This is a genomic window from Cryobacterium tepidiphilum, from assembly GCF_003716325.1.
GTDB classification, from domain to species: domain Bacteria; phylum Actinomycetota; class Actinomycetes; order Actinomycetales; family Microbacteriaceae; genus Cryobacterium; species Cryobacterium tepidiphilum.
The window spans coordinates 24,631-50,690 of sequence record NZ_RDSR01000025.1 but is presented as its reverse complement, the minus strand read 5'-3'; the positions used below and the strand labels follow the sequence as shown (position 1 = coordinate 50,690).

The window sequence follows — 26,060 nt, the reverse complement described above, 5'->3', positions numbered from 1 at the left end:
CGATAGTCACAGCCAGGCGAGATGACCCCGTTGTCGCACCACAGAATGCTGACTCAACACGCCGCTTGACGGCCATTGGCGGCATCTCGCCCACCGCCAACACCCCCATTCTTCAGCAGCCTCCTAGTCGGCGAGCCGAAACACTAGGCGTTGTTGGCCCCTCACGGTAGCGGGGCGGGGCTAGAGCACCTTCGAGAGGAACGCCTGCGTGCGCTCGTGCTTCGGGTTCGACAGCACCTCGCGCGGATCGCCGGACTCCACGACCACGCCGCCGTCCATGAACACCAGCTCGTCGGCGACTTCCCGGGCGAACCCCATCTCGTGCGTCACCACGATCATGGTCATACCCGAGCTGGCGAGGCCCTTCATGACGTCGAGCACCTCACCGACGAGTTCCGGGTCGAGGGCACTCGTGGGCTCGTCGAAGAGCATGAGCTTCGGCTCCATGGCCAGGGCCCGGGCGATCGCCACGCGCTGCTGCTGCCCGCCGGAGAGGTGCGCCGGGTAGTAATCGGCCCGTTCGGCCAGCCCCACCCGGTCGAGCAGCTCCAGCGCGCGCTGACGCACCTGCGCCTTGGGTTGCCCCTTCACGAGCACCGGCGCCTCCATGACGTTCTCGACAGCCGTCATGTGTGGGAACAGGTTGAACCGCTGGAAGACCATGCCGATATCGCGGCGCTGCCTCGCGGCCTCCCGCGGGTGCATCTCGTAGAGCTTGCCTCCCACTTCGCGGAAGCCGATGAGCTCGCCATCCACGCTGAGGCGCCCGGCGGAGAGCACCTCGAGGTGGTTGATGCAGCGCAGGAACGTGGACTTCCCCGACCCCGACGGGCCGAGCAGGCACATCACCTCGCCGCGCCTGACCTCGAGCGAGATGCTCTTGAGCACCTGGTTCGATCCGAAGCTCTTCGAGACTCCCTCGGCAAGCACCATGGGCACGTCGGTCATCAGTGGCCTCCGGATTCGTTCGGGGGGAGCACGACGGTCGGCTTGTCGACGCCGACAGCCGGCGCGACGCCGGTGAGGTCGTCACCCTTGCGGTCGGGTCGCCGGTCGCCCACGCCGCGCGCGAACCGCTTCTCGAGGAAGTACTGCCCGATCATGAGCACCGATGTGAAGGCGAGGTACCAGATCGACGCCACGATGAGCAGCGGAATCGGGTTGAACGTCTCCGCGGAGATGTCACGGGAGCGTCCGTACAACTCGAGGCTGAACGGAACAGCGGTGACCAGCGACGTGGTCTTCAGCATCGAGATGACCTCGTTGCCGGTCGGTGGAATGATCACGCGCATCGCCTGCGGAATGATCACGCGACGCATGGTCTGGAACCAGCTCATGCCGAGCGCCGTCGCCGCCTCCTCCTGCCCGCGGTCGACCGAGAGCAGGCCGGCGCGCACGATCTCCGCCATATAGGCGGCCTCGTTCAGCGAGAGGCCGATGATGGCGAGCGTGAACGTGTTGAGCGCCACCTTGGTGTCGAACGACACCCACGGCTCCATGAACGGGATGCCGATGTCGATCGTCTGGTAGATGATCGCGATCAGGCCCCAGAACACCAGCTGCACGTACACGGGCGTTCCGCGGAAGATCCAGAGGTAGAACCAGGCGACGCTCTTGACCACCGGGTTCGGCGACAGCCGCATGATCGCGAGGGTCACACCCAGGATGATCGCGATGATCATCGAGTAGACGGTCAGTTGCAGCGTGTTGAACGCCGCCATCGAGATCCGCCGGTCGAACACGTACTTGGCCACCGTCGGCCAGTCGTACGCCTCGCGCCCGGCCGCGTCGATGACGAACAACGCGAAGATGACCACGAGCACCACGGCGAAGGCCATCCGCCACGGATGCCGCAGGCGGATCGCCTTGATGGGTTCCGAGTCGGGCTCCTGGGGCGAGCGTGCGCCCGCCCCAGGAGTGTTCGTGGTTGTCACCACTTAGCCCTTCGTGGCTGCGTTGACCGTGATCTCGTCGAGCGCTCCCGCTTCAACACCCCACTCCTTGAGGATGTCCATGTAGGTGCCGTCCTCGAGCATCGACTGCAGCGCCGCCTGCACGGCCTTGGTCATGTCCGAGTCCTTCTCGGTCGCGATGCCGTACGGGGCGACGTCGAAGCTCTCGCCCGCAGGCTGCAGCTTGCCGTCGGTCTTCGAGATTGCGTAGAAGGTGACCGGCGAGTCGGCGCTGAGAGCGTCGGCCTTGCCCAGCACGACGGCGTTGGTCGCCTGGTCCTGCGAGTCGTACTTCTGCACCTCGATGGCGGCCTTGCCCGCGTCGAGGCAGGCCTTGTTCTTGGCGGGAAGCTCGTCGGTGTCCTCGACGGTCGTCGCCTGAACGGCGACCTTCAGGCCGCAGGCGTTGTCCGGGTCGATGTCCGTTCCGGTCTTCGACGCCCACTGGATGCCGGCGGTGTAGTAATTGACGAAGTCGACCTGCTTCTCACGCTCGACGTTGTCCGTGAACGACGACTCGCCGATGTCCACCTTGCCCCCGGTGATGCTGGGGATAATGTTGTCGAACTTGGAAACCTGGTAAACCGGCTCCAGCCCGAGCTTGGCGGCGATGGCATCCGAGATCTCGATGCCCCAGCCAATGGGGTTGCCGGCCTCGTTCTTGTACTCGTTGGGCGGGTAGGCGGCGTCGGTGCCGATGATGAGCTTGCCGGCCTTGGCGACGTCGTCCGGCAGCAGGGCGGCCGCGGCGTCGTCCTTGGCGACCGCGGGGGGCGTGCTGCTGGCGTTGCCGGCACCATTGCCGGCAGAGCTACCCGGTTCGGGCGCCGAGTTGTCGACACAGCCGGTGAGGGCCAGGGCGGCAACGGCAGCCAGTGCCGGGAGTACGTATCGTGCTCGCATGTGAGTCCTTCGTGCGGGGAATGGGACAGTGCCATCCGGCGGACCGGTAAATGACACAGTGAGCCTATTACACGCGCTGCGGCGGGAGACCGCGCGCGGATAACGTTTTTGCGGCTGATCTCGGCCTTGCCGAGCCTGACGGCTGTGCCTAGCATCGCAGCAAGGACAAGGAGCGTGACATGAGCGATCAGAGTGACTACCCGAGGAACGACGGCACGTCGAGCGCAACGGATGACAGTTCGGTCGGCCTCGGCAACCGTCCCGACGAGTTCCTGGAGGACACCTCGCCGCACGAGCCCAAGCGCAGCGAACCGGGGAGTGCGGTGGAGGACGACGGACCGCCAGAAGAGCCCGGCATCGACAAGGACCGCGACCTGAAGCAACGCGCGTCGGCACGCCCCGACTCGGAGGTTCCCGACTGACGACGGCCCGAGGCGCGCAGGCCCGAAGCACGGACTGGCCGGGGAGTTTTCGCCCTAGACTTGAGGGACTGTGAGCACGTACTGGAGCCTTCTGCGAACCTCCGGCGTCGCTCGTATCCTCGCGGCCCAGCTGACCGCCCGTTTCCCCTTCGGGATGCTGTCGCTGGCGTTCCTGATCCACATCGAGCGGGTCTACAACTCGTATACGGCGGCCGGCCTCGTGCTCGGCGCCATGAGCATCGGCCAGGCGATCGCCGGCCCGCTGACCAGCCGCCTGATGGGCCGGCTCGGCATGCGCCCGGTGATCGCCGCGACCCTCGTCATCTGTTCCGTGTCCATCATCCTGATGGCCCTGCTGCCGCTTCCGGTCATCGGCCTGGTGCTCATCGGATTCGTCGCCGGCATCACCACCCCGCCGATCCAGCCGGCCGTGCGCACCATCTACCCCAAGATGGTGAACTCCCGGCAGCTCAGCCCGCTGTTCTCCCTCGACGCCTCGGCGCAGGAGGTCATCTGGGTGCTCGGCCCGGTCATCGCCACCTTCGTGTCGATCCAGATCAGCACCGTGCTCGGCATCCTGCTCGCCGCGGCGTTCCTCGTCGTCGGCGGCATCTGGTTCCTGTCCCTGCCCGAGGTCGGCCGGGTGCGCATCCCGCGCAGCCGACGCAAGCTGGGCGTCGTCCTGAAGCGGCCCGCCGTGCTGCTGAGCACCGTGGTGGGCTTCATGCTCGTGGCCGCCTGCGCCGCCGTCGAAGCGGGCGTGGTGTCGGTCTTCGGGCAGGGCAGCTCCGACTCGGGCTGGATCCTCGCCATCTTCGCCGTCGGCTCGCTCGTGGGCGGCCTCGCGCTCGGCCACGTACCGATCGGGCCCCTCGCGCTCGCCGGCCGCATGCTCATCGTCACCGTCGGCATCGGGCTGGCCTGCGTGTGGCTCAACTTCTGGTGGCTGGGCGCGACACTGTTCCTGGCCGGCATCGGCATCGCCCCGTCCTTCGCGGTGCTGTTCGGCATCGTGTCGGCCAGCGTCAAGTTCAGCGACACCGCCGAGGCCTACGGATGGGTCGGCACCGGCCAGCTGATCGGTGCGGCCATCGGGTCTGCCGTCGCCGGCTTCATGATCGACAATCACGGCCCGGTGTCCGCGATCCTCAGCGCGGCCGGTTTCGCCGCGCTGGGCTTCCTCATCGCGCTCCTCGGCAAGCGTTGGCACCCCGACCTGCGCGGCCGCGATGCGAGCCCCATCCCCGACACAGAGCCGGTCTCCGTCACCGTCTCCTAGCGCTTCCGAGCTCCCCCCAGCGCCGAAACCGACAGATCCGGTCCAGACAGACAGGCGTGCCCGTCGGTTTCGACCGGAAGTGGCCATCTCGTCGAAAACGCAGCGGGCGGCGCGCGAGACCGGCCGGGCGGGAAGCGCGCGGTTGAATGGACACATGACGTCTTCGCCACTGGTCAGCCTCAACGACGGACGCAGCATCCCGCAGCTCGGTTTCGGGGTGTACAAGATCGCGGATGCCGCGGCCTCCGACGCCGTGCAGGTCGCGTTGCAGGCGGGGTACCGTCACATCGACACGGCGGCGCTCTACGAGAACGAGGCGGGCGTGGGCCGCGGCGTCGCCGCCTCCGGCCTGCCGCGTGAGGACGTCTTCGTGACCACGAAGGTGTGGAACGACCGGCACGGCTATGACCAGACGCTCCGCGCCTTCGACGAGAGCCTCGCCAAACTGCGCCTCGACTACGTGGACCTCTACCTCATCCACTGGCCCTCACCGCGGCAGGACCGCTACGTGGAAACGTATCGCGCCCTCGAGAAGCTGCGCGCCGACGGTCTCGCGCGCTCGATCGGCGTCTCCAACTTCCACCCGCATCACCTCGACCGGCTGCTGGCCGAGACGGATGTCGTGCCGGTACTGAACCAGGTAGAACTGCACCCATGGCTCGCCCAGCGCGATGTGCGCGCCTACGACGACGCCCACGGCATCCGCACCGAAGCCTGGTCACCCTTGGCGCGCGGACGCGCCGCCGACGACCCGTTGCTGCAGGAGATCGGCCGCAAGTACGGCAAGAGCCCGGCGCAGGTGGTCATCCGCTGGCACCTCGATCTCGGCACCATCGTCATCCCGAAGTCGGCCACGCCGAGCCGCATCCGCGAGAACATCGATGTCTTCGACTTCCACCTCGACACCGACGACATGGCGCGCATCGCCACGCTCGACGACGGGTCGCGCACCGGCCGCGACCCCGACGACCTCGGCTGAGACGGGCTGGTTCTGCGGTGGGCGCTACCAGCGCTCGTGGATGTCGGCGCGCAGCAGCGTGTCGTAGATCTCGTGCACGCCCTGCGTGAAGGCCGGGCTGAGGAGCGGCAGCGAACCGGCGACTGCGTTGGCCTCGGCCTGCGCCACCGACCGGGCGCCAGGGATCACCGAGCTGACGCCGTCGAGCTGCGCCACCCAGGCCAGCGCCGCCTGCGCCGGGGTGAGGGCGGGGTCTTCAGCGGCGACGAGCTCGCTGAACTGCTGCGCGGCGCGCAACCCGGTCTCGTAGTCGACACCCGAGAACGTCTCCCCCACGTCGAAGGAGCTGCCGTCGCGGTTGAAGCTGCGGTGGTCGGTGGCCGCGAAGTGGGTCTCCCGCGTGTAACGGCCGCTCAGCAGCCCGCTGGCCAGCGGCACCCGGGCGATGATGCCGACGCCGGCATCGCGCGCGGCCGGCAGCACCTGGTCGAGCGGCTTGAGCCGGAACGCGTTCAGGATGATCTGCACGGTGGCCACGCCGGGCCGCTCCATCGCGACGAGCGCCTGGTCGCAGGTCTCCACGCTCACGCCGTAGTTGGCGATCGCCCCCTCATCGACGAGGGTGTCGAGGGCGTCGTACACCTCGCCCGACTCGATCACCGCGGTGGGCGGGCAGTGCAGCTGCACCAGGTCGAGCGTCTGGCTCGCGAGGTTGCGCCGCGACCGGTCCACCCACACGCGAAAGTTCTCCAGCACGTAGTTCTCCGGCAGCTGCGCCGCCCGGCGCCCGATCTTCGTGGCCACCGTGAGGCCGAGGCGGCTCTGGTGCTGCAGGTAGCCGCCGATGAACGTCTCGCTGCGCCCGTCGCCGTAGACGTCGGCCGTGTCGAAGAAGGTGATGCCCGAATCGACGGCTGCCGAGAGGATTGCGTCGGCGTCGCCCTCGGTGAGCTCGCCCCAGTCGGCGCCGAGCTGCCAGGTGCCGAGGCCGATCACGGAGACGGTGCGGCCGGTCTTTCCCAGAATGCGTGTCTGCATGCCACCCAGCCTAGCCACGAGCCTGCCGCGTGCGGAGGGGTCACTTCGATCAGACGGGACAGCGGGGGCGCGGTCGCTTAAGCTGGCAGCGTGACCGATTCTGCGCGCGACACACCGACGTCCGCCACGCTGCTCCTGGGCGACGACCTGCTGGAACGGATCCGTTCCCGAGCGGCCGGCTACGACGAACGAAACGCCTTCTTCACCGAGGACCTCGCCGACCTCGAAGCCGCCGGTTACCTGCGCGCGCTGGTGCCGGCCGAGCACGGCGGACTCGGCCTCAGCCTGCAGCAGGTCGCCCGCGAGCAACGGCGCCTGGCCGCCGCTGCCCCGGCGACGGCCCTCGCCGTCAACATGCACCTGGTGTGGACGGCCGTCGCCAAGGTTCTCGTCGACCGGGGCGACGACTCCCTCTCCTTCCTGCAGGAGGAGGCGGGCGCCGGCGAGATCTTCGGCTTCGGCGTGAGCGAGCCGGGCAACGATCTCGTGCTGTTCGGGTCGATGACGGATGCCGCACCCCAGCCCGACGGCGGCTACCGGTTCAGCGGCACCAAGATCTTCACCTCGCTCTCCCCCGCCTGGACGCGGCTCGGCACCATGGGTCTCGACAGCTCCGACCCGGAGCAGCCGAAGATCGTCTGGGCGTTCATCGACCGCGACGAGCCCGGCATCCGCCAGAAAGACGACTGGAACACCCTCGGCATGCGCGCGAGCCAGAGCCAGTCCACGGTGCTGAACGGCGCGTACGCCCGGCCGGAGCGGGTGGTGCGCATCCTCGACCCGGGCCCGAACCCCGACCCGCTCATCTTCGGCGTCTTCGCCACGTTCGAGATCCTGCTCGCGTCGGTCTACACCGGCGTCGGCGCACGCGCGCTCGAGCTCGCCGTCGAGGCCGCCAAGCGGCGCACCTCGATGAAGAACGGCGGTCGCCCGCTCGCCGAGGATCCCGACATCCGTTGGCGCATCGCCGACATGGCGATGGCCCTGGACGGCATGTACCCGCAGATCGACGCCCTGGCCACGGATGTCGACACGCTCGCCGACCATGGACCGCGCTGGTTCGCGCTGCTGGCCGGCCTCAAGCACCGGGCGACCGAGAACGCCGTGCGCGTGGTGGAGCAGGCGCTCCGGGCAAGCGGCGGGTCGTCGTACTTCGCGGGGAACGAACTCGGGCGGCTGTACCGCGACGTGGTGGCCGGGCTCTTCCACCCCTCCGACGCGGAGTCGGCGCACGCGACCGTGGCGAGCGCGTGGCTGGGACCGCTCCCGTGAGCCGCGCCATGGAGCGGGGTCACGGCGCATGATGGAGCCCACGGGGGCGGTGCCCGTGCACGACGCCGTGTACACGCGGCGGGTGCTCGACCTCACCATGCGGCTGGCCGAGGTGATCTTCGCCGCCGGCGCGGGCGCGGAAGACGCGACAGCGGCCATGCAGGCCGTCGCCCACGCGTACGGGCTGCGAAACACCGAGGCCGACATCACGCACACCATCCTCGCGCTGAGCTACGAGGACCCGATCACCCACGAGTCCACGGCGCGCAGCCGCAACGTGAAGTACCGCACGCTCGACTACTCCAAGCTCACCGCGACCAGCGAACTCATCGCGGAGCTGATCGAGCACCCCATCGACGTGCTCGACGCGCGCAAACGCCTCGCCGTCATCATCAGTTCGAAGCCACGCATCCCCGTGCTCGTGCGGCGCATCGGCTGGAGCCTGGTGGGCGCCGGCGCAGCCGTGCTGATCGGCGGCGGCGCGGTCGTGCTGGTCGCGGCGTTCATCGCCACGTTCTTCATCGACCTGATCACCACGGCCATGGCCAACCGCAAGCTTCCAGTGTTCTACCAGAGCGTCGTGGGCGGCGCGGTCGGGCCGGTGGTCGCGGCGGTCGTGCAGGTCGTCGACCCCACCGCCTCCCCGTCGATCGTCGTCGTCGCCGCGATCATCATGCTCCTGGCCGGTGTCACCACGTTCGGCGCCGTCCACGACATCCTGTCGGGTTTCTACATCACCGGGACCGCCCGCATCATGGAGGCGATCCTCGTCACCGGCGGCCTCGTCACCGGCGTGGCCGGGGCGGACTTCCTCCTCGGCCGGCTCGGGCTGCGGCTGCACATCGACGCCGCGGCGCCGCCGACGCTCGCCGACCTGCCGGCGCTGCTCGGGGCATCCGTTGTGATCGTGCTCGGTTTCGCCATTGCGGTGCAGGTGCCGTGGCGGGCGTTCTGGGTGGTCTGCCTGCTCGGGGCGCTGGCGGAGTTCCTGTTCCTCACCGGGTCGGGCGCCGACTTCGGGCTGGTCTGGTCGTCGGCGATGAGCGCGATCGGCGTGGGCCTCGTCGCTGCCATCGCGGCGCGGCTGGTGCGCACTCCGCCGCTCGTGATCGTGGTCTCCGCGCTCGTGCCGCTGGTGCCGGGCCTCAGCCTGTTCCGCGGGCTGCTGCAGATGTCGGAGGGGGACATCTCCGGGCTGCTCAGCATGATCACCGCGGCGGCCATCGCGGCAGCACTGGCCGCGGGCGCGCTCCTCGCCCAGTTCGTCGTTCAGTACCTGTGGGGCCCGGCACGGCGCCTGCAACGCCGCTTCATCGGCCCGCTCATGGCCCTGCCGGTGCGCCTGGGGCGCGGACCGACCGGCCGGATCTAGTTCTTGACCGCGCCCTCGCCGGTGTCGTTCTCCTCGACGAACCGGTACGGGATCGGCTCCTCGGTGTCGGCGCCCCGGCGGTAGCTGCGCACGATGGGGTCGCCGTCTTCGCCCGCGGTCTCCACCACGAGCACGTCCTGGTAGGCGCCGTCCACGTAGTCCAGATCTACTTCCTCGCCTGAACCGATGGTGTTCGGCCCGTACAGCACTGCTCGGTAGGTGCTCTTCCCGTCCATGAACTCCGGCCCTCCTGGTCGCGGCCGGCACTCGCGTGTGCCGGCTCGTTGTCAGCTTACGGCGGCCAGGCCGGCGCGAACAGGCCTCTCGAACAGGGCCTCGCGAACAGGAGAAGAATAGCGGCGACCTGCGCTGCCGAAGAGATGACGAGGACCGAATGACCCTTCCCACCCAGGACACCCGCGTCGACTACCCCGTCGGGGCGCTGGAGACCGCGACCGTGGTGCTGCACACCGAGCCGGTGGCCGACGGCCGCACGGCCGTGCTGCTCGAGGCGACCAGCGCGCATCCGCTCGACGCGGGCTGGCCCGACCAGGGGCCCGACCGGGCGTCGATCCTTGTCGGCGCGGTTCCGCTCGCGGTCGTCGCGGCCGGCGGAGCCGCCACCCCCACGAGCGTGGCCGGCGACCTGCTCGCGGGCAGCGACGAATTGCGCAGCATTCCGGTGGTGGACTGCGTGGTCGCCGCGACGGACGGCAGCGCGCTGCACCTCGGCCGGGACATCCCCGTGCCCAAGGGCACACCGGGCTGGGCGTTCGTCGTCGCCCACCTCGTCGACGGCGACCCCGGCCTCCGCGAGGGCGACCGCGTCGAAGTCGTCGTCGACGCGTCCTTTAGACACAGCATCTCGGCCGGCCACACGGCCTGCCACCTCGCCTCGCTCGCGTTGAACCGCGCGCTCGCCGACCGCTGGAAGAAAGAGGTGCGCCCCGACGCACTCGCGCAGCCCGACTTCGACGGCACCGCCATCGACGCCTCGCTCATCCGCGAGAACGGGTCGACCGACACGTACCGGCTCGGCAAGTCGCTGCGCAAGAAGGGCTTCATCACCGACGGGCTCGTCGACGTACTTCCCGACGTGCAGGCCGCGGTCGAGCAGACGCTCGCCGACTGGCTGGCAACGGATGCAGCGGTGCGGATCGAGCGCGACGGCGAGTTGCTCACCGACCGGCGGTACTGGGTGTGCGAGTTGCCCGGCGGCGCGGCGCGCATCCCCTGCGGTGGCACGCACCTTGCATCACTCGGCGAGCTCGCGCAGATCGGCGGGCTGTCGGTGCGGCTCACGGTCGCGGACGTCGATGGCACACCCGTGCTCACCATGGAGACCGACCTGGTATAGCGACCGCTGGTGCGGGCCCAGGCAGGCGGCCGTGTCAGCGGATGCGAGTAGCCTGAGCGCATGTGTGGACGTTTCGCCATGGACAAAAGCACCGACGACCTGATCCAGGAGTTCGTCGCCGAGGGAGGCGACGTGCGCGACTGGCGGCCCTCATACAACATCGCGCCTACCGACCGGGTTCCGGTGGTGCGCTCGCGTGAGCGCGGCGGCACTATCACGCGCACCGTCGACAGTGCAACGTGGGGACTCCGGCCGATGTGGGCGGGCGAGAAGGCGCCGGCGCCCATCAACGCCCGGCTCGAGTCGGTGGCTACGAACGGACTGTTCCGGCACGCGTTCGGCTCCAACCGGCTGATCGTGCCGATGAACGGATACTACGAGTGGGAGGCGCGGCCGGAGGGCAAGCAGCCCCACTTCATCCAGAACAACTCGCTGCTCGCCGCCGCCGGGCTGTACGAGCCGCGCAAGCAGCCCGACGGCAGCTGGTCGCTCACCATGACCATCATCACCCGGGAGGCGAAGGACGCGTCCGGCGAGATCCACGATCGCATGCCCGTGTTCCTCACCCCCGACACCTACGATCAGTGGCTTCGCCCCGGCCAGGCCGACACCGAGAATCTGCTGGCGATGCTCGACCGCGCCTCGCTGGCGATGGCGGCGACGATGCACACCTATCCGGTGTCGAAGCGGGTGAACAGCGTGCGCGACGAGGAGGCCAAGCACGACCCGGCGCTCACCGAGCCGCTCTGAACCGAGCCACACGGCGCCCGAGGCCGGCCGAGGCATCCGCTGGCCGTTGGCGTGCACCAGGGCTTGACGACGAGCCCGCTCCCCCGCACAGTGGCCGTATGCGCACCAATGATCCCTCCCCCGGACAGGCCTCCGCCGCGCCCGCGCTCTTCCACTCCCGTGGCCCGATCAGCGCGGCGCTGCTGGGCATGCTGCCGCATCCCCTGGAACAGGCCGACGGCCTCGCCGTGCTCGCGCAGCACGTCGACGCGGCGATCGCGGCGACGCCCGACATCCTCCACGACGATGACCTGCAGCTGTCGCTCTTCGTGCTGTACGGGCTGAACTACGGGTCGGTCGTCGCCGCCGACGACGACTGGGAGTGGAACCCCGGCCTCATCGCGATTCGCGGCGCCATCGAGCGGGCGTTCGAGGCGGCGCTGCGCGAACGCGTGCCGGCCGTGCCGTTGCCGCCGGCGAACCGGGAAGCCGTGGCGGAGGCGCTGTTCGAGCTCACCAAGCCGAGCACCGGCCCCAGCCTGTCGAAGTACGTCGCCCGGCAGGCGACCGACGAGCAGCTGCACGAGCTGGTCATCCAGCGCTCGGTGTACACCCTCAAGGAGGCAGACCCGCACTCGTGGGGCATCCCGCGGCTTTACGGGCGGGCCAAGGCGGCCATGATGGAGATCCAGGCCGACGAGTACGGCGGCGGCAACGCCACCCGCATGCACTCGGCGATCTACGCCGGGCTCATGAGACTGCTCGGCCTCGACGACCGCTACGGCGCCTACGTCAACCAGGTGCCCGCGATCACCCTCACCTCGTTGAACATGTCGAGCATGTTCGGCCTCAACCGGCGACTGCGCGGCGCGGTGTGCGGTCACCTCGCCGCGTTCGAGATGACGTCGGCGATCCCCTCCCGGTACTACGGCAACGGATTCCGCCGGCTCGGCTACGGAGAGGACGTCACCTGGTACTACGACGAGCACGTCGAAGCGGATTCGGTGCACGAGCAGATCGCGGGTCGCGACCTGGCGGGCTCCCTGGCGGAGGACGAACCGCAGCTGCTGCCGGACATCCTGTTCGGCGCCAACGCGTGCCTCACCATCGACGGCTGGGCCGGCGACCACATCCTCGCGTCGTGGGAGGCCGGGCGGTCGTCGCTCCGCGTCCCCCTCGCGCCCGCCGAACGGGTCTCGGCATAATGGACGCACCCGGGCACGAGGTCCCACCGCTGCATCCGTTGATCGTCGCCTGCACCGACGGACCGCTGCTCGTGCGCGGCGACGTGGAGCTGGTGGCGGCCGATGGCGAGCCCATCGAGCGCACCCGCAAGGTCGTGGCCCTCTGCCGGTGCGGCGCCTCCACGATCAAGCCCTACTGCGACGGCACCCACAAGCTCACCGGCTTCACGACCGGCCCCGAGCACTGACCCGCCTCCGAGTCCCGCCCGGGCTGGTGTTCGGGAAGCCGGCCCCCGTCCTGACACATGCCCGCTTCCCGAACACCTGCCGCACGGCTCGATGCGGCTATCGCCCGCGGTTGGTGCGGCGCACCGGTCGTGGGGCGCGACCGCCGAGGTACGACTGGGCGGAGTCGACGAGGAACCCCTGGCGCAGCGCCTCACGACCGATGAGCATTCGGAACCCCATCGAGTCGCGGTTCGTGAGCGTGACCTCCGCCGGCACCGTGCGCCCGAGTATCGTCACGTCCATGAGCACCACGATGCGCTCCTCCTCGTGACCCGAGGAGCTGCGGACGCTCCGGCGGTCGTGCACGGCGCATTCGACCTCGACGGCGTCCTCCTCGGATTCCTGCCACGGGTGCACCCCGAAACGCACCCGCTCCCCGCCGGCGCCTTGCGAGACCCGGATGTCGAAGGCGTGGAGCGACGAACTGCGCGCCCCGGTGTCGAGTTTCGCCTTGATCCACGGCACGCCGATGCCGGGGAGGTTCACCCACTCCCGCCAACCGGCGATGGTGCTTAAATGGGGAGGCTCTGTCATCCCATCATCTTCTCAGGGGCTCCACATGAAAATCGCTATTCTCTCGCGCGCCCCGCAGTCGTATTCCACACAGCGCCTTCGTGCGGCTGCGGCGCAGCGCGGCCACGAGGTGAAAGTGCTCAACACGCTGCGCTTCGCCATCGACCTCTCCGGCCCCGAGCCGGACCTCCACTTCCGCGGCCGCCCGCTGTCGAGTTACGACGCCATCCTGCCCCGCATCGGCAACTCGATTACGTACTTCGGAACCGCCGTCGTGCGCCAGTTCGAGCAGATGGACGTGTACACACCGAACACCGCGAACGGCATCACCAACGCGCGCGACAAGCTGCGGGCCACGCAGATCCTGTCGCGGCACAACATCGGGATGCCGGCCACGGCCTTCGTGCGCAACCGGGCGGACGTGCGCCCGGCCATCGACCTCGTCGGCGGAGCGCCGGTGGTCATCAAGCTGCTCGAAGGCACCCAGGGCATCGGCGTGATCCTCGCCCCCGAGGCGAAAGTCGCCGAGGCTATCATCGAGACGCTGCATTCCACGAACCAGAACGTGCTGATCCAGCGGTTCATCGCCGAGAGCCGGGGCCGCGACATCCGCGCCCTCGTCGTCGGCGACCGGGTCGTGGCCGCCATGCGCAGGGTCGCGAACGGCGACGAGTTCCGGTCGAACGTGCACCGCGGCGGCTCGGTGGAGCCGGTGGAGCTGTCGCCGGAATACGAGCGCGTCGCGGTGCGGTCGGCGCAGATCATGGGTCTCAAGGTCGCCGGTGTCGACATGCTCGAGGGCAACGAGGGGCCCCTCGTCATGGAGGTCAACTCCTCCCCGGGCCTGCAGGGCATCGAGACCGCCACCAAGCTTGACGTGGCCGGTGCCATCATGGACTACATCTCGAACGAGGTCGCGTTTCCCGACATCGACGTACGACAGCGGCTGGCCGTCTCGACCGGCTACGGCGTCGCGGAAATCCTGGTGCACGGTGGCGGCGACTTCGTCGGCAAAGAGCTTGGCGAGTCCGGGCTCTCCGAGCGCGACATCACCGTGCTCACGCTGCACCGCGGAACGACCGTGGTCCCGAACCCGCGGCGCAACCACGTGCTGCAGGCCGGCGACCGGCTGCTCTGCTTCGGCAAGCTCGCGGAGATGCGCTCGATGGTTCCCAACCGCCGCCGACGGGCGAAGGTGCGGAAGCTGCCGAAGGAGCCGGTCGCGGAGTCGTGAGCGCCGGCCGAGTTGATACCAGAATGTGACTCTGACCGGCTCGAAGTCCCGCTACCGTGAGGAACATGAGACGCATCGTCGCGGTCACCGGTGTGCTGCTCGGAGCCCTGCTGCTCTCGGGCTGCACGATGTCCGACTCCGGGAGCAGCAGCGATGGTGGCTCCGGCGGAAGCGTGGGCATGCCGGCGCCGGTCGGCCCCGAGATCGGCGGCGACTCCGCTGGCGGGAGCTCGGGCGGCGACACCGCCGGCGGGGGAACCGTGGTGCAGCGACAGGTCGTCACGACCGGCTCGGTCTCGCTCAGCGCCGATGCGCCGTTGGATGCCGCGGACAAGGCAACCAAGATCGTCGAGGCGAAAGGCGGCCGGGTCGACGACCGGGTTGAACAGGCTCCGACCGACACCCAGAAGCCGAGCGCCCGGCTGACGCTGCGCATCCCCTCGGACCGTCTCACCGCGACCCTCGCCGAACTCGAGAAGCTGGGCGAGACCAATCAGGTCTCGATCTCCTCGTCCGACGTCACCACGAAGGCTCAGGACCTGGACGCTCGCGTCAAAGCCCTGCAGACCTCGGTCGACCGGCTTCTCAGCCTGATGGCGAAGGCCACCGACACGACCGACCTCATCACGATCGAGTCCGCGCTCTCAGAGCGTCAGGCCGAGCTGGACAGCCTGCGGGCGCAACGCGACTACCTGTCCGGTCAGGTCGAACTCTCCACCATCACGCTCGACATCGTCGCCACCGGCGTCGCTCCGGCCGGAACGCCCGGCGACTTCTGGGGCGGGCTCGCCGCCGGCTGGGCTGCCCTGGTCGCCTTCCTCGGCGGCATCGTCGTGGTCATCGGCGTCGTGCTGCCGTGGGCGGCCCTGACCGCGGTCGTCGTGCTCATCGTCTGGTGGATCGTACGCGCTGCGAAGCGCCGCAGGACGCGGAACGCGCAGTCGGAGCCGGGGAGCGGAACAACGACCAGTCCCCAGTACACGGAGGGCCATTGATGCCCATTGTCGGGCTGATGCCGTCCCTCGGCAGGCCGTTGCTCGCGACCTAAACGTGCAAACCGTCAGACAGCCAACGGAATCTCATGGATCTCGTCTGCCGCATGCCCGGCGCGCTCGTGGATCCGTTGGACTGCATCGGCGGACGGACCTTCCGAGAGGCAGTAGACGATGCCCTCTTCAGGACTCGCCCACGCCTGTTTGAAGTTCACCCCTTCATCAGCCTGAATCGCCAAGTCGGCGTTATGCGCTTCAAGCAACTGCTCGGCAGTCAATCCGGTCATGTTGTGATGCACATCCATGAATTGAGGCATGATGCCGCCTCCCTCTCACCGAGAATTTCTCATCCGAGAATAGGCTCGCCATGAGGCTACGGTCAAGGGATCCGGTCTCGCTCTGGCGCGCGGGGGGCGTCGAAGCGGCGAAGAAATCAACTGCTTCCCTGATCGACGCACCAGCGGGCGTCCTAGACCACTGGCGGCCGTATCCGCGGGGCGCGAACTGCATTTGGTGGAGCTAAGGGGATTCGAACCCCTGACCTTCTCATTGCGAACGAGACGCGCTACCAACTGCGCCATAGCCCCAAACTGCTTATGCAGAATATCACGCCCGCGAGCGCTCCCCGTCAACGGCGACCGCACTTGCGCGGCGCGCCGTGCGTCACGACGTGAAGGGCAGCGGATGCCGCGAGCGGCGAGGCGCGAAGGCTCAGCTGGCGGCGCGGCGGCGACGCAGCACGGCGTCGAGGTCGCCGATGCCCGGCGACGTCTCCCCGACGACGCCCATCGACGCGAAGCGACTCGGCGGCCCGGCCGGCGCCTGCACGGTGATCGCAGCCGTGATCGGCGTGATGCCGCCTGTCTGGGTCGCGAGCGATGCAGCCTTCCGGGCGATCTCGTCCTCGGCCATGGCGCGGCGGAGGTCGGCGGCGGCGTCGACAGAGGCCATGGCAGCCTGCGCCACCGAACCGCGGGAGAGGTGGAGGGGGCGTGGCAGCGGCTGCGGCGTCCACGTGTGCGGGGCGGCGGGCTCAGCCGCGTTCCGCGCCGGCTGACGGCGCGCAGGCGCCGCCGGTCGCTCCACAGCCTCGGGCAGGTGCACGACACGCAGTTCCTGCGCTTGGCGGGCGAAGTGGGCGAGCGCCATCACGGCGCCAACGATGAGCGCGAATCCGGCCATGACAAGGAGCGAGGAGCCGCCGAGTGCGGAAATGACGAGCCCGGTCACCGTCAGCGCCAGGCCGGCCAGGAGCGTGAGCGCGCTGAGCGCACGGCGGCGCCGGAGCTGCCGCAGCTGGCCGAGGGGCGTCAGGAGGTCCTCGGCGCGCATGGCCTTCTCGGCCTGCATGCGCGCCACGGCAGCACGGCGCGCGGCTCGAGCGGCATCCACCGCGGCCTTCGCCTCACGTTCGGCGTCCGCCTCGGCCTGCGCCAGCATCCGTTGCCTACTCGACACGGCGCGGGCGTTGGCCTCGACGCGCACGACGCCCGGCACCTCCGACGTCTCGGCCAGAATCCGCAGGGTCTGCTGCAGGCGCACCGCGTTGCGCTCGGTGGCGAGGTACTGCCGCCACCGCGACCAGGCGGGCACGAGGTAGGCGATCCAGAGGGCGGCGGCAACGGCCACCATCACTCCCCCGCCGAACACCTCACTCTGCATAAGCACTACGGTATGAGTCCTTTACGCCAAAAACGCTGATTAGCGTGGGTGTGTCTCGGCGTGTCACGGTCTTATGATCGGCAGCGGATGCGCCGCCGCCTCGAGATCCGCCTCTGGCACGCGCGCGGCATCCGCTCGCACCAACCCGTCGTGCCAGCGGCGAAGTACCCCGCGCGGCACCTCCTCCGCGACCAGCCCGAAGCTGAAGTGGTCGCGCCAGTCCCCGTCGATGTGGATGAACCGGCGCCGCAGCCCCTCGTAGCGAAAGCCGAGTTTCTCGACGACGCGCAGCGACGGTGCGTTCTCGGGGCGGATGCAGATCTCGATGCGGTGCAGCCCGAGCTGCGAGAAGCAGTAGTCGGTTGCGAGCGCCACACCGGTCGGCGTCACCGACTTTCCGGCGAAGCGCTCGGCCACCCAATACCCGATCGTGGCGCTGGAGAGCGAGCCCCATGTGATCGACGACACGTTGAGCTGGCCGGCGAGTTCACCCTCGTACTCCACGATGAACGGCAGGCCGCTGCCGCTGCGCGAATGGGCGAGCAGATTACGGATGCTGGCGCGCGTGTCGAACGCGACCGGCGTGTAGGGGCTGGTCGCCTCCCATTTCCGCAACCACGAGCGGCCCCGCAGGAGCTCCTCTTCCAGCCGGCGCGCGTCGCGCAGGCGGATCGGACGCAGGGTGACGGCGCCATCTCGCAGTGTGGGGATCGAGACCGGCACGGGAGGGCTCTCAGGCTTCGAGTCGCTGGGCGAAATCGCGGATCCAGGGGCGAAGTTCCTTGCCCAGGTCCTCGCGATCGGATGCGAGCTGGATGATCGCCTTGATGTAGTCCAGCCGGTCACCGGTGTCGTAGCGCCGGCCGCGGAACACCACGCCGTACACGCCGCCGGTGCCCTCCTGGTCGACGGCCATCTCCTGCAGCGCGTCGGTCAGCTGGATCTCGTTGCCCTTGCCCGGCTGGGTGTGCTCGAGCACACCGAACACCTCGGGCCGAAGCACGTATCGGCCGATGATGGCCAGGTTCGACGGGGCATCCGCTGCGGCCGGCTTCTCGACCAGCCCGGTGACCCGCACGACGTCGGGGTCGTCGGTCTCCTCGATGGCGGCGGCGCCGTACATGTGGATCATCGAGGGGTCGACCTCCATGAGGGCCACGATGGTGGCGTTCCGCTTCTCCTGCTCGTCGAGCATGCGGCCGAGCAGCGGGTCGCGCTCGTCGATGATGTCGTCGCCGAGCAGCACCGCGAAGGCCTCGTTGCCCACGTGCATCTTCGCGCGCAGAATCGCGTGGCCGAGGCCGCGGGGGTCGCCCTGCCGCACGTAGTGCATGTCGGCGAGGTCGGTCGACTCGTTCACCTTGGCGAGGCGGTCGCGGTCGCCCTTCTCCTTGAGGAGCACCTCGAGCTCGAACATGCGGTCGAAGTGATTCTCCAGCGCGTTCTTGTTGCGGCCGGTGACCATGAGCACGTCGTGCAGGCCCGCGGCCACGGCTTCCTCGACCACATACTGGATCGCCGGCTTGTCGACCACCGGGAGCATCTCCTTCGGCATCGCCTTGGTGGCGGGCAGGAAGCGAGTGCCGAGACCGGCGGCAGGAATAACAGCCTTGGTAATCCGTGAAGTCATGTCCTCACAATATCGGCATCTAGGATTGCTGCATGGATTCCGATATCGGACACCGAAAGCGGGCGCTCCGCGCCGATCTGCGGGAGCGCCGCCAGAACCTCACCTCGGTGGAGCGGGAGAATGCCACATCAGGCATAACTCGCAACCTGCAGAAGCTGGTCCAGGACCACTCGGCCCGCTCGATCTCCTGCTACCTCTCTTCTCCGAACGAACCCGACACGCGCCCTTTCCTCAACTGGGCCGAGGCGGAGGGCGTGCGCATCCTGTTCCCGATCTCCCGGGAAGACGGCCTCCTCGACTGGACGGTCGGCGAGGGCCGCGAGGAGATCCAGGGGCTCGCCGGGGCGCCCGAGCCGATGGGCGAACTGCTCGGTCCGATCGCGATCAACGACGTCGACCTCATCATCATCCCGGCCGCGGCCGTCGATCATACCGGCCTGCGCATGGGCTGGGGGCGCGGCTATTTCGACAAGACCCTCGGTTCAATGGAAAAATGTCCTCCGGTGTATGCCGTCATCTACGACCTGGAATACATCGACGAGGTGCCCCGCGAGGTGCACGACCAACCGGTCAACGGCATCGTCACGCCCTCCCGCATCATCTCGTTCTAACCGGGCAGGCACCCGCCTGCCCACCCGACACCCGGAGCCACAGTGCCTACATATTCCTACCGCTGCACGCAGTGCGAGACCGCCTTCGACATCCACCAGTCGTTCAGCGACTCGTCGCTCACCGAGTGCCCCAGCTGCGAGGGCCGGCTGCGCAAGGTCTTCTCGTCGATTGGCGTGACCTTCAACGGCTCCGGCTTCTACCGCAACGATTCGCGTTCGTCCGGTAAGGGCAAGGGCACAACGGATGCGAAGTCGCCCGCGAGCACGTCGACGTCCGGGTCGTCGGAGAAGGCGGCCAGCGGCTCCAGCAGCGGCAACAGCTCGAGCAGCAGCAGCGGCTCCAGCAGCAAGGCGACCAGCGCCTCCTGACCCGCCGCCGGCATCCGCTCGCCCGCCGGCACCACCAGCACCCCGACGACCAGCAGGAGTACGACGTGATCCAGGGCTTCAAGAAGTTCATCATGCGCGGCAACGTGATCGACCTCGCGGTGGCGGTCGTCGTCGGCGCGGCGTTCACCGCCATCGTGAACTCGATCGTCGAGGGCATTCTGAACCCGCTCATCGCGTCGATGTTCAGCGCTGACACCCTGGCACAGTCGCTCGTGGTCGACCTGTCGGGCAAGAACGATCTCCTGTTCGGCAAGGTGCTTGCTGCCGGGATCAACTTCCTGCTGGTCGCCGCCGTCGTCTATTTCGTCTTCGTGCTGCCGATCAACAAGTTCAAGGAGGCGCAGGCGCGCCGCGACCAGCCCGCCGACGTCTCGCCTGCCGACCAGCCGCCCACCGAGCTCGAGCTGCTCACCCAGATCCGCGACCTGATGGCCGCGGGCAGCGACCACGAGTCCAAGCACACCGCCTGACCCCCGCTGACCCTCTCATCCCGCGAGCCGCCCCCTCCCGCGAGTGCGCGGTTTCCGCCGCCCGGGCGACGCTCCGACGGCACAAAGCGCGCACTCGCGACCACACCGCGAGCCGCCCATCCCGTGGGTGCGCGGTTTCTGCCGCCGCCACCGCTCCAAGACGACACATAGCCCGCACTCGCGGGCCGAGCAGGGGCACGCGAGCGGATGCGGCCGCCCGCCTGCTACCAGTGCGGCGGGCGGTCCCGCCTCAGCCGGTCGTCGTTCTCGCCGCGCACACCGGAGGACGCGACACCGCCCTCACCGCGCGGCACCGGCACCTCGGGGCTGGGATCGGTCTCCGGTGCGGGCGTCAGCGCGGCCCGCCGGGCACGCCCGGGCGCCTTGACCACGCGCTGCCGCGGCTCGTCGCCCGTCTCGGCCGGCTCAGCCACGACGGTCAGGCCCCGCGGGCGATGGTGTCGTCGTGCGGCTGCGTCGCCGTCTCCCCCGGCAGCAGCCCGACGAGAGCCGCGACCCGGTCGGCCACGGCCTCGGGATTGCTGAACAGTTCGAAGCTGTGCACGCGCAGGTAGTGCCAGCCCAGGCGCCGGAGCACCTCCGGCCGCAGCCGCAGCGACTCGCGCAGGCTCGCCCGGTTGACCACGGCATCCGTTTCGACGACGGCCGCCCGCCCGGCGTGGGCGACCGCGAGCGCCAGCTTGCCCCGGTGCCCGAGCGACACCCGGAGGCCACGGCGCTCCAGCCGGTAGGCGAGGTCGACGAGCATGGCCTCGCTGCCGTCGCGCATGGGGCCCTCTTCGCCGTAGGCGACGGTACCGCCGAGCACCTGGGCCAGGGCCAGGATCCCGTGCCGCTGGCGGTCCTCCTCGATGTCGTCGGGGCCGAAGCAGGTGACGATGTCCATCGACCGGCGTGCGCGCGTCATACCGATCGCGAGCAACCGGTCGCCGCCCGGCTCGCCGAGCGACCCGAAGTTCGACAGCAGGCGACCGTGCGGGGTGCGGCCGTAGCCGATGGAGAAGATGACGCGGTCGCGGCTCTGCGCGGCGGCCTGCTCAAGGGTGAGCACCGTGAACGGCTCGGCGCGGTCCTTGAGAATGAAGTCCGACAGGTCGGAACGCTTCGCGAACGCCGCGAGCACGGCCTGGTTGACGCGCACGGCGTGGCGGGGGCTCGCGGTGATGACCATGAGCGACTCGCGGGTGCGCTTGACGGCGTGCTCCATGACGAGCTCGACGACCTTGGTCACCTCGGCGTCGACGCTCTCCACGGCGCCGGTGTCGGCGTCGGGCATGCCGTGCCCACCCTCGACGTAGTTCACGGTGAGGCTGCCGTGCCCGAGGAAGCTTCCTGCCCACGGCAGGGAGTCGATGCGACCACCGTAGAAGCGGTGGTTCACGAGCTCGGCGAGGTCTTCGCCGCCGGCGCGGTAGCTGCGGGTGAGGGTCAGCGTGGGCAGCAGCTCGCCGAGGCGCGCGAGGGCCGAGTCCGCGTGCAGGGCGTCGACGCTCGCGTCGGGCCCGGCCGCGTCATCCGCTCGGTCGGTGATGCCTATCTCGAAGGACGACGGTGTCTGCGTGACCGGGTCGCCGAATGCGACGACCTGCTTGGCCCGGCGGATCGCCCCGGCGTTCTCGGCCAGCGTGGTGGCTCCGGCGTCGACGAGGAGCACGGTGTCGAACGTCATCTGGCCGGTGAGTCGCGGGATCTCGTACGGCGACGCGAGCCAGACCGGCGCGAGCACGCGACCCAGGTGCGGCACGGTCTCGTGCAGGCGTGCCGGGGTGGCCTTGTCGGCGCGCAGCAGCCGGCGCAGCTGATCGGCCTCATCCGGGTAGTCGACGATCGCGATCTTCCAGGTTTCGGCGAGCAGCCAGGCCAGCAGCCCGCCGGCAGCGGATGCGTGCGCCTCGTCGACGAGTTTGAAGTCGGCCTCGAGGCGGTCGAGCACGGGCGTGTTCGCGTTCAGCAGCGCCTTGTCGCCCGCGAGCAGGGCCTCCAGGGCCGACTGCCACCAGGCCAGTTCCAGTTCGGCGGCGACGTTCTCCTCCGACACGTGCCGCTGCGACAGGTCGGTCATGAGCGGGTCGAGGTTGTGTTCGCGGAGCGTCGAGAGCAGCGCGGTGCGTTCGTGCAGGTTGGCGAGCACCTCGCTCTCGGCGGCGAGTCCCGACATCATGTGCACCAGCTCCCGGATGGGCCGGTTGGCGAGCTGACGCGTGGTGCCGGAGATGCCAAGCGGCACGTCGAGGGTGGCGAGGTCCTCCGAGACCCGCTGGAAGGCCACGTGCACGTCGGCGATGCCGACCGGAACCTCGGGGGTCGCGCCGGCCACCACGTAACGCTGCCAGAGCGTGCGCTGCTGCTGGATGCGACGCAGGCAGTCGTTCATGTCGCTCACGTGCACGCCGGGGCGCAGGTATTCCTCCGCGAGCTTGCGGAGTCGGCGGCGGCTCGTCGACGACATGTCGCCCGACTCTCGGCGGGAAGCCGTCGCGGCGATGAGCTCGGTGAGGGGCCGGTCGTAGACGGCCGGCTGGAACTTGTCGAGGGTCTCGCGAATGTCGAGCAGCAGGCGCAGGTAGATGCCGAGCTCGGTGATCGACTCGAAGGGGCGCAGCTTGGTCTGGTTGATCAGCCCGAAGGCGCGCTCCAGAAGTCGGGGCAGTTCGACCTGGTCGATGCGCTTGGCCAGTTCGTGGGCGGAGGTGGCCTCCGACGTGGAGGTGAACGACGCGCCGTACCAGGGCGAGTCGCCGGGGCCGTAGCGGAACTCGCCGAGCGCGGCGGCCTTGATCAGGGTCTCGGCGGCACGCGAGCGGTCGCGCGCCAGCAGCTCGAGGGCGCGGCGGTCGAGCCGGGCCGTGGTCGACGGAGGCGACGGCAGCTGCGCCAGGCGCGCCAGCTCACCGAGCGCGTCGAGCACCGACACCCCGAGGGCAGTGTCGTGCCGGGTGAGGGCCGATCGGTAGTCGAGCAGCACCTTCCGCAGCCGCACCAGCGCGTCGTCGACGTCGCCGACCTTCGGCTGCTCGGCCTTCTCGTTGCGGTTGATCGACTGGATCAGGTCGTGGCGCAGCGTGCGCGGGCTGACACCGAGCCCCGGCAGGCCCACCTGCGCCAGCCGGTGCGCGATGCCGTCGAGGCTCGAGCGACGCGCACTCACCACGAGCACCCGCTTGTGCTGCGAGACGAGCGATCCGATGGCGTTGACGATGGTCTGCGTTCCGCCGGTGCCGGGAAGCGTCTTCACGACGAGCGAATTCCCGGCGGCGATCTGCGCGATCACGCTCTCCTGCTCGGAGTCCGCGTCGAGGAGGAGCGTGTCGGTGGCGGGCGGCCGGGCGTCCTGGCCGAGCGGCTCGACCGGTCGGTAGGCGGCCTCGATGGTTCGGCGCGCACCCGGGTTTCCGGCGAGGGCATCGAGCAACGGATGCTGCGGCTTGACGACATCCGCTGCCAGCGCTCGCGAGACATCCGCGAACGACGACACGACCAGGCGCGGCAGCACCTTGAACCACGGCAGGTGCGTCGTGAGCCCGCGCAACCGGTCGATGACCGGCTGCGGCTTGAAGGCCCCGTTGGTGATGGCGAGCGCCACGAAGGCATCGGCGTCGAGGGTGATCTGGAACTGCTCGTGCAGGGCACGGGCGAGCTCCGGGTTGAGATAGGGGGCGCCGCGGAGCTTCAGCTCGAAGTCGCGGCCGTAGCGGCGGATGGCGAGCGGGCGCAGCAGCACCGGGGCGCTGAACTCCTCGCCCTCGAAACGCCACTCGGCCAGGCCGATGGCGAGGTGCACCGACTCGATGCCGCGCATGGAGCGCAGCTCGATGCCCTTCTGCGTGATCACGCCGGCGGCGAGACGGGCGTTGCGCAGCGCGAGCTCGTCGCGGATGAGGTTCGAGAGCAGCGTGGACTTGCCGGTGATGAACTGGGGCAGGCCGCCCGGATGCGTGGCGCTCAGTTCGATGCGCGTGCGCACGCTGTCGCTGAAGTGCAGCAGCGGCGAGCGCCCGCCGACCTCGGCGAGTTCGTCGTGCCAACGCTGCCACACCGGCTCGGCGATGTTGCCGGCGACGAAGGCCGGGTCGCCCAGGCTCACGTGGTGAGGGGCGGATGCGGGTGGTGCCGCGGGCGCAGGCGAACCCAGGGAGTCGGACATCCTGTCGTCGTCATCTGCATTGGAATCGGGTCGCCACACACCGACACCCTAATTGCATACCCTCGGTTTCACCGGTAAGGCACCCCGGTTTCTGCCCGATTCTGCGCGTTCAACGGCGATTTCGGCCGTCCGGCCGACCTCAGGTGACGGGTTCGTGCCGCCGATAGTGCTCGGTGAGCACGTACGCCGGCGTGAGCCCCAGCCAGAACACCCCGATCCCGAAGACCAACTGGCCGACGACGAAGGCGGGGACCACGCTCGAGAAGCTCGGAACGACGGTCACGACCGCACCGATCATGATGACGATCGCCGGCGCGTAGCCGTAGATGTGGGCGCGCAACAGGGCGACGCCGGCCATGATCCACCCGATGCCGAAGATGACGCGGGCCACGAGCTCGCCGAATCGGAACGGCCCGGGAACCACCGTTCCGTCGAGGAGTTCCGGCGCCGCCTGCGCGAGCGACGGCCACAGGAAGGAGTGGCTCCAGTAGACGGCGCAGAGGAGCACCGTCCCGGTGCCGGCGACGAGCACGGCCGAGAACCCGAAGGACCCGACCTGTGCCGCCCGCCGCACGTACAGGGAGGCGAGGGCGAGCACGAGCAGGAGCGACGCGGCGAGCAGCACGATCGACGCGAAGAGGAAGATCGGCGATTGCGCCCGGCCGCTCTCCGTGCGAGCCACCGGTATCAGTTGCACCGCGCTCCCGAGAACGAGCAGCACCCCGGCGGCCAGTGCGGACGGCTTCGTCAATCCCTCATACCGGTTCACAGCAACCTCACCCCAGTGAAAGGCGTCCCACGGCCGGGAGCGGATGCACGCGGCTCACGGGGCTGCTGGTGCTGATTGTGCCACCGGTTCAGCCGGCGCTCAAGCCCGCGAGGCCGCCCCGTGATAGGCCGACTGGTAGCGCACGAGCGGCGGCGGCGGGTCCTGGTCGGGACGGCCCATCCAAGTGACCTCGCCGACGAAGAGTGTGTGGGTGGCTGCAGGGTGCTCGGCCACGGTGCGAAGCTCGAACCAGGCGAGGGCGTCACGGAGGAGCGGAGGCGCTCCCGGCTCGGTACGGAAGTGCGGCACCTGGTCAAGAAGGCCGACGAGAGGCGAGCCGGGCTCCCCCAACTGCTCGGCGATGCCCTTCTGCCGGGCGGAGAGCAGGCTGATCCCCCAGCGACCGGACTCCTCGATCGCCTCGGCCAGGCGCGAGAGTCCGTAGATGCTGGCCACCATGGTGGGCGGGTCGTACGACACCGACAGCACGTCGGTGACGGTGGCCGCGTGGTCCCAGCCGCGGTGCACGGTCGTGATCACGGCGACCCCCTTCGCGGCCCGGGCGCTGATGCTCTTGTACAGCTCCGCGTCATCCGTTGTCACGGCCGACGGGTCGAGCGTTCGGCTGGTGGCGCCGGGCAGCGGCTCCATCAGCGGCCCCCGATGGCGGCGATGATGGTGGCGACGAGCGCGATGACCACGAACGCGGCCAGAGCCAGGCGTCGCAGCAGCACATCGGCCACGGAGTACCAGGTGCGCTTGCGCCGCGGCTTCGGGTCTTCCTCCACGGCCTGTCCAATCCTTGCGCGCGGTGTGAGCATCCGCTTCGACCAGTCTAGAAGAGCGGATGTCGATGAACGTCGGTCGCGA

The 26,060-nt window shown here is 69.3% G+C and carries 29 protein-coding genes and 1 tRNA gene; 14 read left to right on the top strand and 16 right to left on the bottom strand.

Annotation, left to right across the window (positions count from 1 at the left end; all coding sequences use genetic code 11):
* Window positions 1-180: 180 nt before the first annotated feature.
* From EEJ31_RS12740 to EEJ31_RS12730, 3 genes are read right to left on the bottom strand one after another with little or no spacing between them, the layout of a single operon-like run.
* A complete protein-coding gene (locus tag EEJ31_RS12740; RefSeq protein WP_123046666.1) occupies window positions 181-948 on the bottom strand; it encodes an amino acid ABC transporter ATP-binding protein in 768 nt (255 codons plus the stop codon).
* The gene (locus tag EEJ31_RS12735; protein ID WP_233563889.1) at window positions 948-1,934 is read right to left on the bottom strand and encodes an amino acid ABC transporter permease; all 987 of its coding nucleotides are present in this window, start codon (window positions 1,932-1,934) and stop codon (window positions 948-950) included. Before EEJ31_RS12735 ends, EEJ31_RS12740 begins: the two co-directional genes overlap by 1 nt.
* 3 nt (window positions 1,935-1,937) lie before the next feature.
* Window positions 1,938-2,855, bottom strand: a complete 918-nt coding sequence (locus EEJ31_RS12730; protein WP_123046665.1) for an ABC transporter substrate-binding protein — start codon at window positions 2,853-2,855, stop codon at window positions 1,938-1,940.
* A 179-nt stretch (window positions 2,856-3,034) separates the two neighbouring features.
* On the opposite strand from EEJ31_RS12730, the gene EEJ31_RS12725 reads away from it, so the two are divergent.
* The 3 genes from EEJ31_RS12725 to EEJ31_RS12715 all read left to right on the top strand — a co-directional run bounded on the left by EEJ31_RS12725 (window position 3,035) and on the right by EEJ31_RS12715 (window position 5,535).
* Window positions 3,035-3,277, top strand: a complete 243-nt coding sequence (locus EEJ31_RS12725; RefSeq protein WP_123046664.1) for a hypothetical protein — start codon at window positions 3,035-3,037, stop codon at window positions 3,275-3,277.
* Window positions 3,278-3,347: 70 nt separating this feature from the next.
* Window positions 3,348-4,556, top strand: coding sequence for an MFS transporter (locus EEJ31_RS12720; RefSeq protein ID WP_123046663.1), 1,209 nt, complete (start codon window positions 3,348-3,350; stop codon window positions 4,554-4,556).
* A gap of 154 nt (window positions 4,557-4,710) precedes the next feature.
* Complete coding sequence (locus tag EEJ31_RS12715; protein ID WP_123046662.1) at window positions 4,711-5,535, top strand: aldo/keto reductase; 825 nt, start codon at window positions 4,711-4,713, stop codon at window positions 5,533-5,535.
* Between the two features lie 24 nt (window positions 5,536-5,559).
* On the opposite strand, the gene EEJ31_RS12710 is transcribed toward EEJ31_RS12715, so the two are convergent.
* Window positions 5,560-6,552, bottom strand: a complete 993-nt coding sequence (locus EEJ31_RS12710) for an aldo/keto reductase (RefSeq protein ID WP_123046661.1) — start codon at window positions 6,550-6,552, stop codon at window positions 5,560-5,562.
* Window positions 6,553-6,642: 90 nt separating this feature from the next.
* Between EEJ31_RS12710 and EEJ31_RS12705 the strand changes: the two genes are divergently transcribed.
* Window positions 6,643-7,824 (top strand): acyl-CoA dehydrogenase family protein, encoded by a 1,182-nt coding sequence (locus EEJ31_RS12705; protein ID WP_233563888.1) that lies wholly within the window; start codon window positions 6,643-6,645, stop codon window positions 7,822-7,824.
* 28 nt (window positions 7,825-7,852) lie between these two features.
* The gene (locus tag EEJ31_RS12700; RefSeq protein WP_123046660.1) at window positions 7,853-9,196 is read left to right on the top strand and encodes a threonine/serine exporter family protein; all 1,344 of its coding nucleotides are present in this window, start codon (window positions 7,853-7,855) and stop codon (window positions 9,194-9,196) included.
* Here EEJ31_RS12700 and EEJ31_RS12695 read toward each other — a convergent pair.
* Window positions 9,193-9,432, bottom strand: coding sequence for a hypothetical protein (locus EEJ31_RS12695; protein ID WP_123046659.1), 240 nt, complete (start codon window positions 9,430-9,432; stop codon window positions 9,193-9,195). The two genes, EEJ31_RS12700 and EEJ31_RS12695, sit on opposite strands and share 4 nt — an antisense overlap.
* A gap of 158 nt (window positions 9,433-9,590) precedes the next feature.
* Between EEJ31_RS12695 and EEJ31_RS12690 the strand changes: the two genes are divergently transcribed.
* The 4 genes from EEJ31_RS12690 (at window position 9,591) to EEJ31_RS12675 (ending at window position 12,714) form a co-directional block, all read left to right on the top strand.
* On the top strand, window positions 9,591-10,553 hold the full coding sequence (locus tag EEJ31_RS12690) for an alanyl-tRNA editing protein (protein WP_123046658.1): 963 nt from the start codon (window positions 9,591-9,593) through the stop codon (window positions 10,551-10,553).
* 60 nt (window positions 10,554-10,613) lie between these two features.
* Window positions 10,614-11,303 carry an SOS response-associated peptidase gene (locus tag EEJ31_RS12685; RefSeq protein ID WP_123046657.1) on the top strand — a complete coding sequence of 230 codons (690 nt, stop codon included), beginning with the start codon at window positions 10,614-10,616 and terminating at the stop codon, window positions 11,301-11,303.
* Between the two features lie 98 nt (window positions 11,304-11,401).
* Window positions 11,402-12,487: an iron-containing redox enzyme family protein gene (locus EEJ31_RS12680; protein WP_407643247.1), complete on the top strand. Its 1,086-nt coding sequence runs from the start codon at window positions 11,402-11,404 to the stop codon at window positions 12,485-12,487.
* Entirely contained in the window at window positions 12,487-12,714 is a 228-nt protein-coding gene (locus EEJ31_RS12675; protein ID WP_123046656.1) for a CDGSH iron-sulfur domain-containing protein, read from the top strand. The genes EEJ31_RS12680 and EEJ31_RS12675 overlap by 1 nt, the downstream gene beginning before the upstream one ends.
* A gap of 97 nt (window positions 12,715-12,811) precedes the next feature.
* On the opposite strand, the gene EEJ31_RS12670 is transcribed toward EEJ31_RS12675, so the two are convergent.
* Window positions 12,812-13,288, bottom strand: coding sequence for an ATP-dependent zinc protease family protein (locus tag EEJ31_RS12670; RefSeq protein WP_123046655.1), 477 nt, complete (start codon window positions 13,286-13,288; stop codon window positions 12,812-12,814).
* Between the two features lie 25 nt (window positions 13,289-13,313).
* On the opposite strand from EEJ31_RS12670, the gene rimK reads away from it, so the two are divergent.
* Together rimK and EEJ31_RS12660 are read left to right on the top strand one after the other, a co-directional pair.
* Window positions 13,314-14,501, top strand: a complete 1,188-nt coding sequence (gene rimK / locus EEJ31_RS12665) for a 30S ribosomal protein S6--L-glutamate ligase (protein WP_123046654.1) — start codon at window positions 13,314-13,316, stop codon at window positions 14,499-14,501.
* Between the two features lie 65 nt (window positions 14,502-14,566).
* Window positions 14,567-15,496, top strand: coding sequence for a DUF4349 domain-containing protein (locus EEJ31_RS12660; RefSeq protein WP_123046653.1), 930 nt, complete (start codon window positions 14,567-14,569; stop codon window positions 15,494-15,496).
* Between the two features lie 65 nt (window positions 15,497-15,561).
* Here EEJ31_RS12660 and EEJ31_RS12655 read toward each other — a convergent pair whose 3' ends face one another.
* The 5 genes from EEJ31_RS12655 to galU form a co-directional block, all read right to left on the bottom strand.
* On the bottom strand, window positions 15,562-15,810 hold the full coding sequence (locus EEJ31_RS12655; protein ID WP_123046652.1) for an SCO4226 family nickel-binding protein: 249 nt from the start codon (window positions 15,808-15,810) through the stop codon (window positions 15,562-15,564).
* A gap of 194 nt (window positions 15,811-16,004) precedes the next feature.
* A tRNA-Ala gene (locus EEJ31_RS12650) sits at window positions 16,005-16,080 on the bottom strand.
* Between the two features lie 124 nt (window positions 16,081-16,204).
* Window positions 16,205-17,155, bottom strand: coding sequence for a hypothetical protein (locus tag EEJ31_RS12645; protein ID WP_123046651.1), 951 nt, complete (start codon window positions 17,153-17,155; stop codon window positions 16,205-16,207).
* 63 nt (window positions 17,156-17,218) lie between these two features.
* Entirely contained in the window at window positions 17,219-17,878 is a 660-nt protein-coding gene (locus EEJ31_RS12640) for a GNAT family N-acetyltransferase (RefSeq protein WP_123046650.1), read from the bottom strand.
* Between the two features lie 10 nt (window positions 17,879-17,888).
* Window positions 17,889-18,785 (bottom strand): UTP--glucose-1-phosphate uridylyltransferase GalU, encoded by an 897-nt coding sequence (galU, locus tag EEJ31_RS12635; RefSeq protein WP_123046649.1) that lies wholly within the window; start codon window positions 18,783-18,785, stop codon window positions 17,889-17,891.
* Between the two features lie 32 nt (window positions 18,786-18,817).
* Here galU and EEJ31_RS12630 point away from each other — a divergent pair, with 32 nt between their 5' ends.
* From EEJ31_RS12630 to mscL, 3 genes are all read left to right on the top strand, one after another.
* Window positions 18,818-19,396, top strand: a complete 579-nt coding sequence (locus EEJ31_RS12630) for a 5-formyltetrahydrofolate cyclo-ligase (RefSeq protein WP_123046648.1) — start codon at window positions 18,818-18,820, stop codon at window positions 19,394-19,396.
* Window positions 19,397-19,438: 42 nt separating this feature from the next.
* Window positions 19,439-19,765 (top strand): FmdB family zinc ribbon protein, encoded by a 327-nt coding sequence (locus tag EEJ31_RS12625; RefSeq protein WP_123046647.1) that lies wholly within the window; start codon window positions 19,439-19,441, stop codon window positions 19,763-19,765.
* 65 nt (window positions 19,766-19,830) lie between these two features.
* A complete protein-coding gene (gene mscL / locus EEJ31_RS12620; protein ID WP_123046646.1) occupies window positions 19,831-20,256 on the top strand; it encodes a large conductance mechanosensitive channel protein MscL in 426 nt (141 codons plus the stop codon).
* A 224-nt stretch (window positions 20,257-20,480) separates the two neighbouring features.
* Here mscL and EEJ31_RS12615 read toward each other — a convergent pair whose 3' ends face one another.
* The 5 genes from EEJ31_RS12615 to EEJ31_RS13920 all read right to left on the bottom strand — a co-directional run bounded on the left by EEJ31_RS12615 (window position 20,481) and on the right by EEJ31_RS13920 (window position 25,978).
* Window positions 20,481-20,690, bottom strand: a complete 210-nt coding sequence (locus tag EEJ31_RS12615) for a hypothetical protein (RefSeq protein WP_123046645.1) — start codon at window positions 20,688-20,690, stop codon at window positions 20,481-20,483.
* Between the two features lie 5 nt (window positions 20,691-20,695).
* Window positions 20,696-24,421 (bottom strand): AAA family ATPase, encoded by a 3,726-nt coding sequence (locus EEJ31_RS12610; RefSeq protein ID WP_233563886.1) that lies wholly within the window; start codon window positions 24,419-24,421, stop codon window positions 20,696-20,698.
* Between the two features lie 139 nt (window positions 24,422-24,560).
* Entirely contained in the window at window positions 24,561-25,190 is a 630-nt protein-coding gene (locus EEJ31_RS12605) for a hypothetical protein (protein WP_123046643.1), read from the bottom strand.
* 99 nt (window positions 25,191-25,289) lie between these two features.
* Entirely contained in the window at window positions 25,290-25,841 is a 552-nt protein-coding gene (locus EEJ31_RS12600) for a flavin reductase family protein (RefSeq protein WP_123046642.1), read from the bottom strand.
* Window positions 25,841-25,978: a hypothetical protein gene (locus EEJ31_RS13920; RefSeq protein ID WP_158603958.1), complete on the bottom strand. Its 138-nt coding sequence runs from the start codon at window positions 25,976-25,978 to the stop codon at window positions 25,841-25,843. The genes EEJ31_RS12600 and EEJ31_RS13920 overlap by 1 nt, the downstream gene beginning before the upstream one ends.
* Window positions 25,979-26,060: the final 82 nt, after the last annotated feature.

Excerpts from the sequence above, each read along its gene's own strand:
- EEJ31_RS12740 (WP_123046666.1), bottom strand. The coding sequence starts at position 948 with ATGACCGACGTGCCCATGGTGCTTGCCGAGGGAGTCTCGAAGAGCTTC.
- EEJ31_RS12600 (WP_123046642.1), bottom strand. The coding sequence starts at position 25,841 with ATGGAGCCGCTGCCCGGCGCCACCAGCCGAACGCTCGACCCGTCGGCC.
- EEJ31_RS12725 (WP_123046664.1), top strand. The coding sequence starts at position 3,035 with ATGAGCGATCAGAGTGACTACCCGAGGAACGACGGCACGTCGAGCGCA.
- EEJ31_RS12695 (WP_123046659.1), bottom strand. The coding sequence starts at position 9,432 with ATGGACGGGAAGAGCACCTACCGAGCAGTGCTGTACGGGCCGAACACC.
- EEJ31_RS12715 (WP_123046662.1), top strand. The coding sequence starts at position 4,711 with ATGACGTCTTCGCCACTGGTCAGCCTCAACGACGGACGCAGCATCCCG.
- EEJ31_RS12645 (WP_123046651.1), bottom strand. The coding sequence starts at position 17,155 with ATGCAGAGTGAGGTGTTCGGCGGGGGAGTGATGGTGGCCGTTGCCGCC.
- rimK (WP_123046654.1), top strand. The coding sequence starts at position 13,314 with ATGAAAATCGCTATTCTCTCGCGCGCCCCGCAGTCGTATTCCACACAG.
- EEJ31_RS12630 (WP_123046648.1), top strand. The coding sequence starts at position 18,818 with ATGGATTCCGATATCGGACACCGAAAGCGGGCGCTCCGCGCCGATCTG.
- EEJ31_RS12690 (WP_123046658.1), top strand. The coding sequence starts at position 9,591 with ATGACCCTTCCCACCCAGGACACCCGCGTCGACTACCCCGTCGGGGCG.
- galU (WP_123046649.1), bottom strand. The coding sequence starts at position 18,785 with ATGACTTCACGGATTACCAAGGCTGTTATTCCTGCCGCCGGTCTCGGC.
- EEJ31_RS12710 (WP_123046661.1), bottom strand. The coding sequence starts at position 6,552 with ATGCAGACACGCATTCTGGGAAAGACCGGCCGCACCGTCTCCGTGATC.
- EEJ31_RS12700 (WP_123046660.1), top strand. The coding sequence starts at position 7,853 with ATGATGGAGCCCACGGGGGCGGTGCCCGTGCACGACGCCGTGTACACG.
- EEJ31_RS12610 (WP_233563886.1), bottom strand. The coding sequence starts at position 24,421 with ATGTCCGACTCCCTGGGTTCGCCTGCGCCCGCGGCACCACCCGCATCC.
- EEJ31_RS12655 (WP_123046652.1), bottom strand. The coding sequence starts at position 15,810 with ATGCCTCAATTCATGGATGTGCATCACAACATGACCGGATTGACTGCC.
- EEJ31_RS12660 (WP_123046653.1), top strand. The coding sequence starts at position 14,567 with ATGAGACGCATCGTCGCGGTCACCGGTGTGCTGCTCGGAGCCCTGCTG.
- EEJ31_RS12670 (WP_123046655.1), bottom strand. The coding sequence starts at position 13,288 with ATGACAGAGCCTCCCCATTTAAGCACCATCGCCGGTTGGCGGGAGTGG.
- EEJ31_RS12680 (WP_407643247.1), top strand. The coding sequence starts at position 11,402 with ATGCGCACCAATGATCCCTCCCCCGGACAGGCCTCCGCCGCGCCCGCG.
- EEJ31_RS12685 (WP_123046657.1), top strand. The coding sequence starts at position 10,614 with ATGTGTGGACGTTTCGCCATGGACAAAAGCACCGACGACCTGATCCAG.
- EEJ31_RS12675 (WP_123046656.1), top strand. The coding sequence starts at position 12,487 with ATGGACGCACCCGGGCACGAGGTCCCACCGCTGCATCCGTTGATCGTC.
- EEJ31_RS12730 (WP_123046665.1), bottom strand. The coding sequence starts at position 2,855 with ATGCGAGCACGATACGTACTCCCGGCACTGGCTGCCGTTGCCGCCCTG.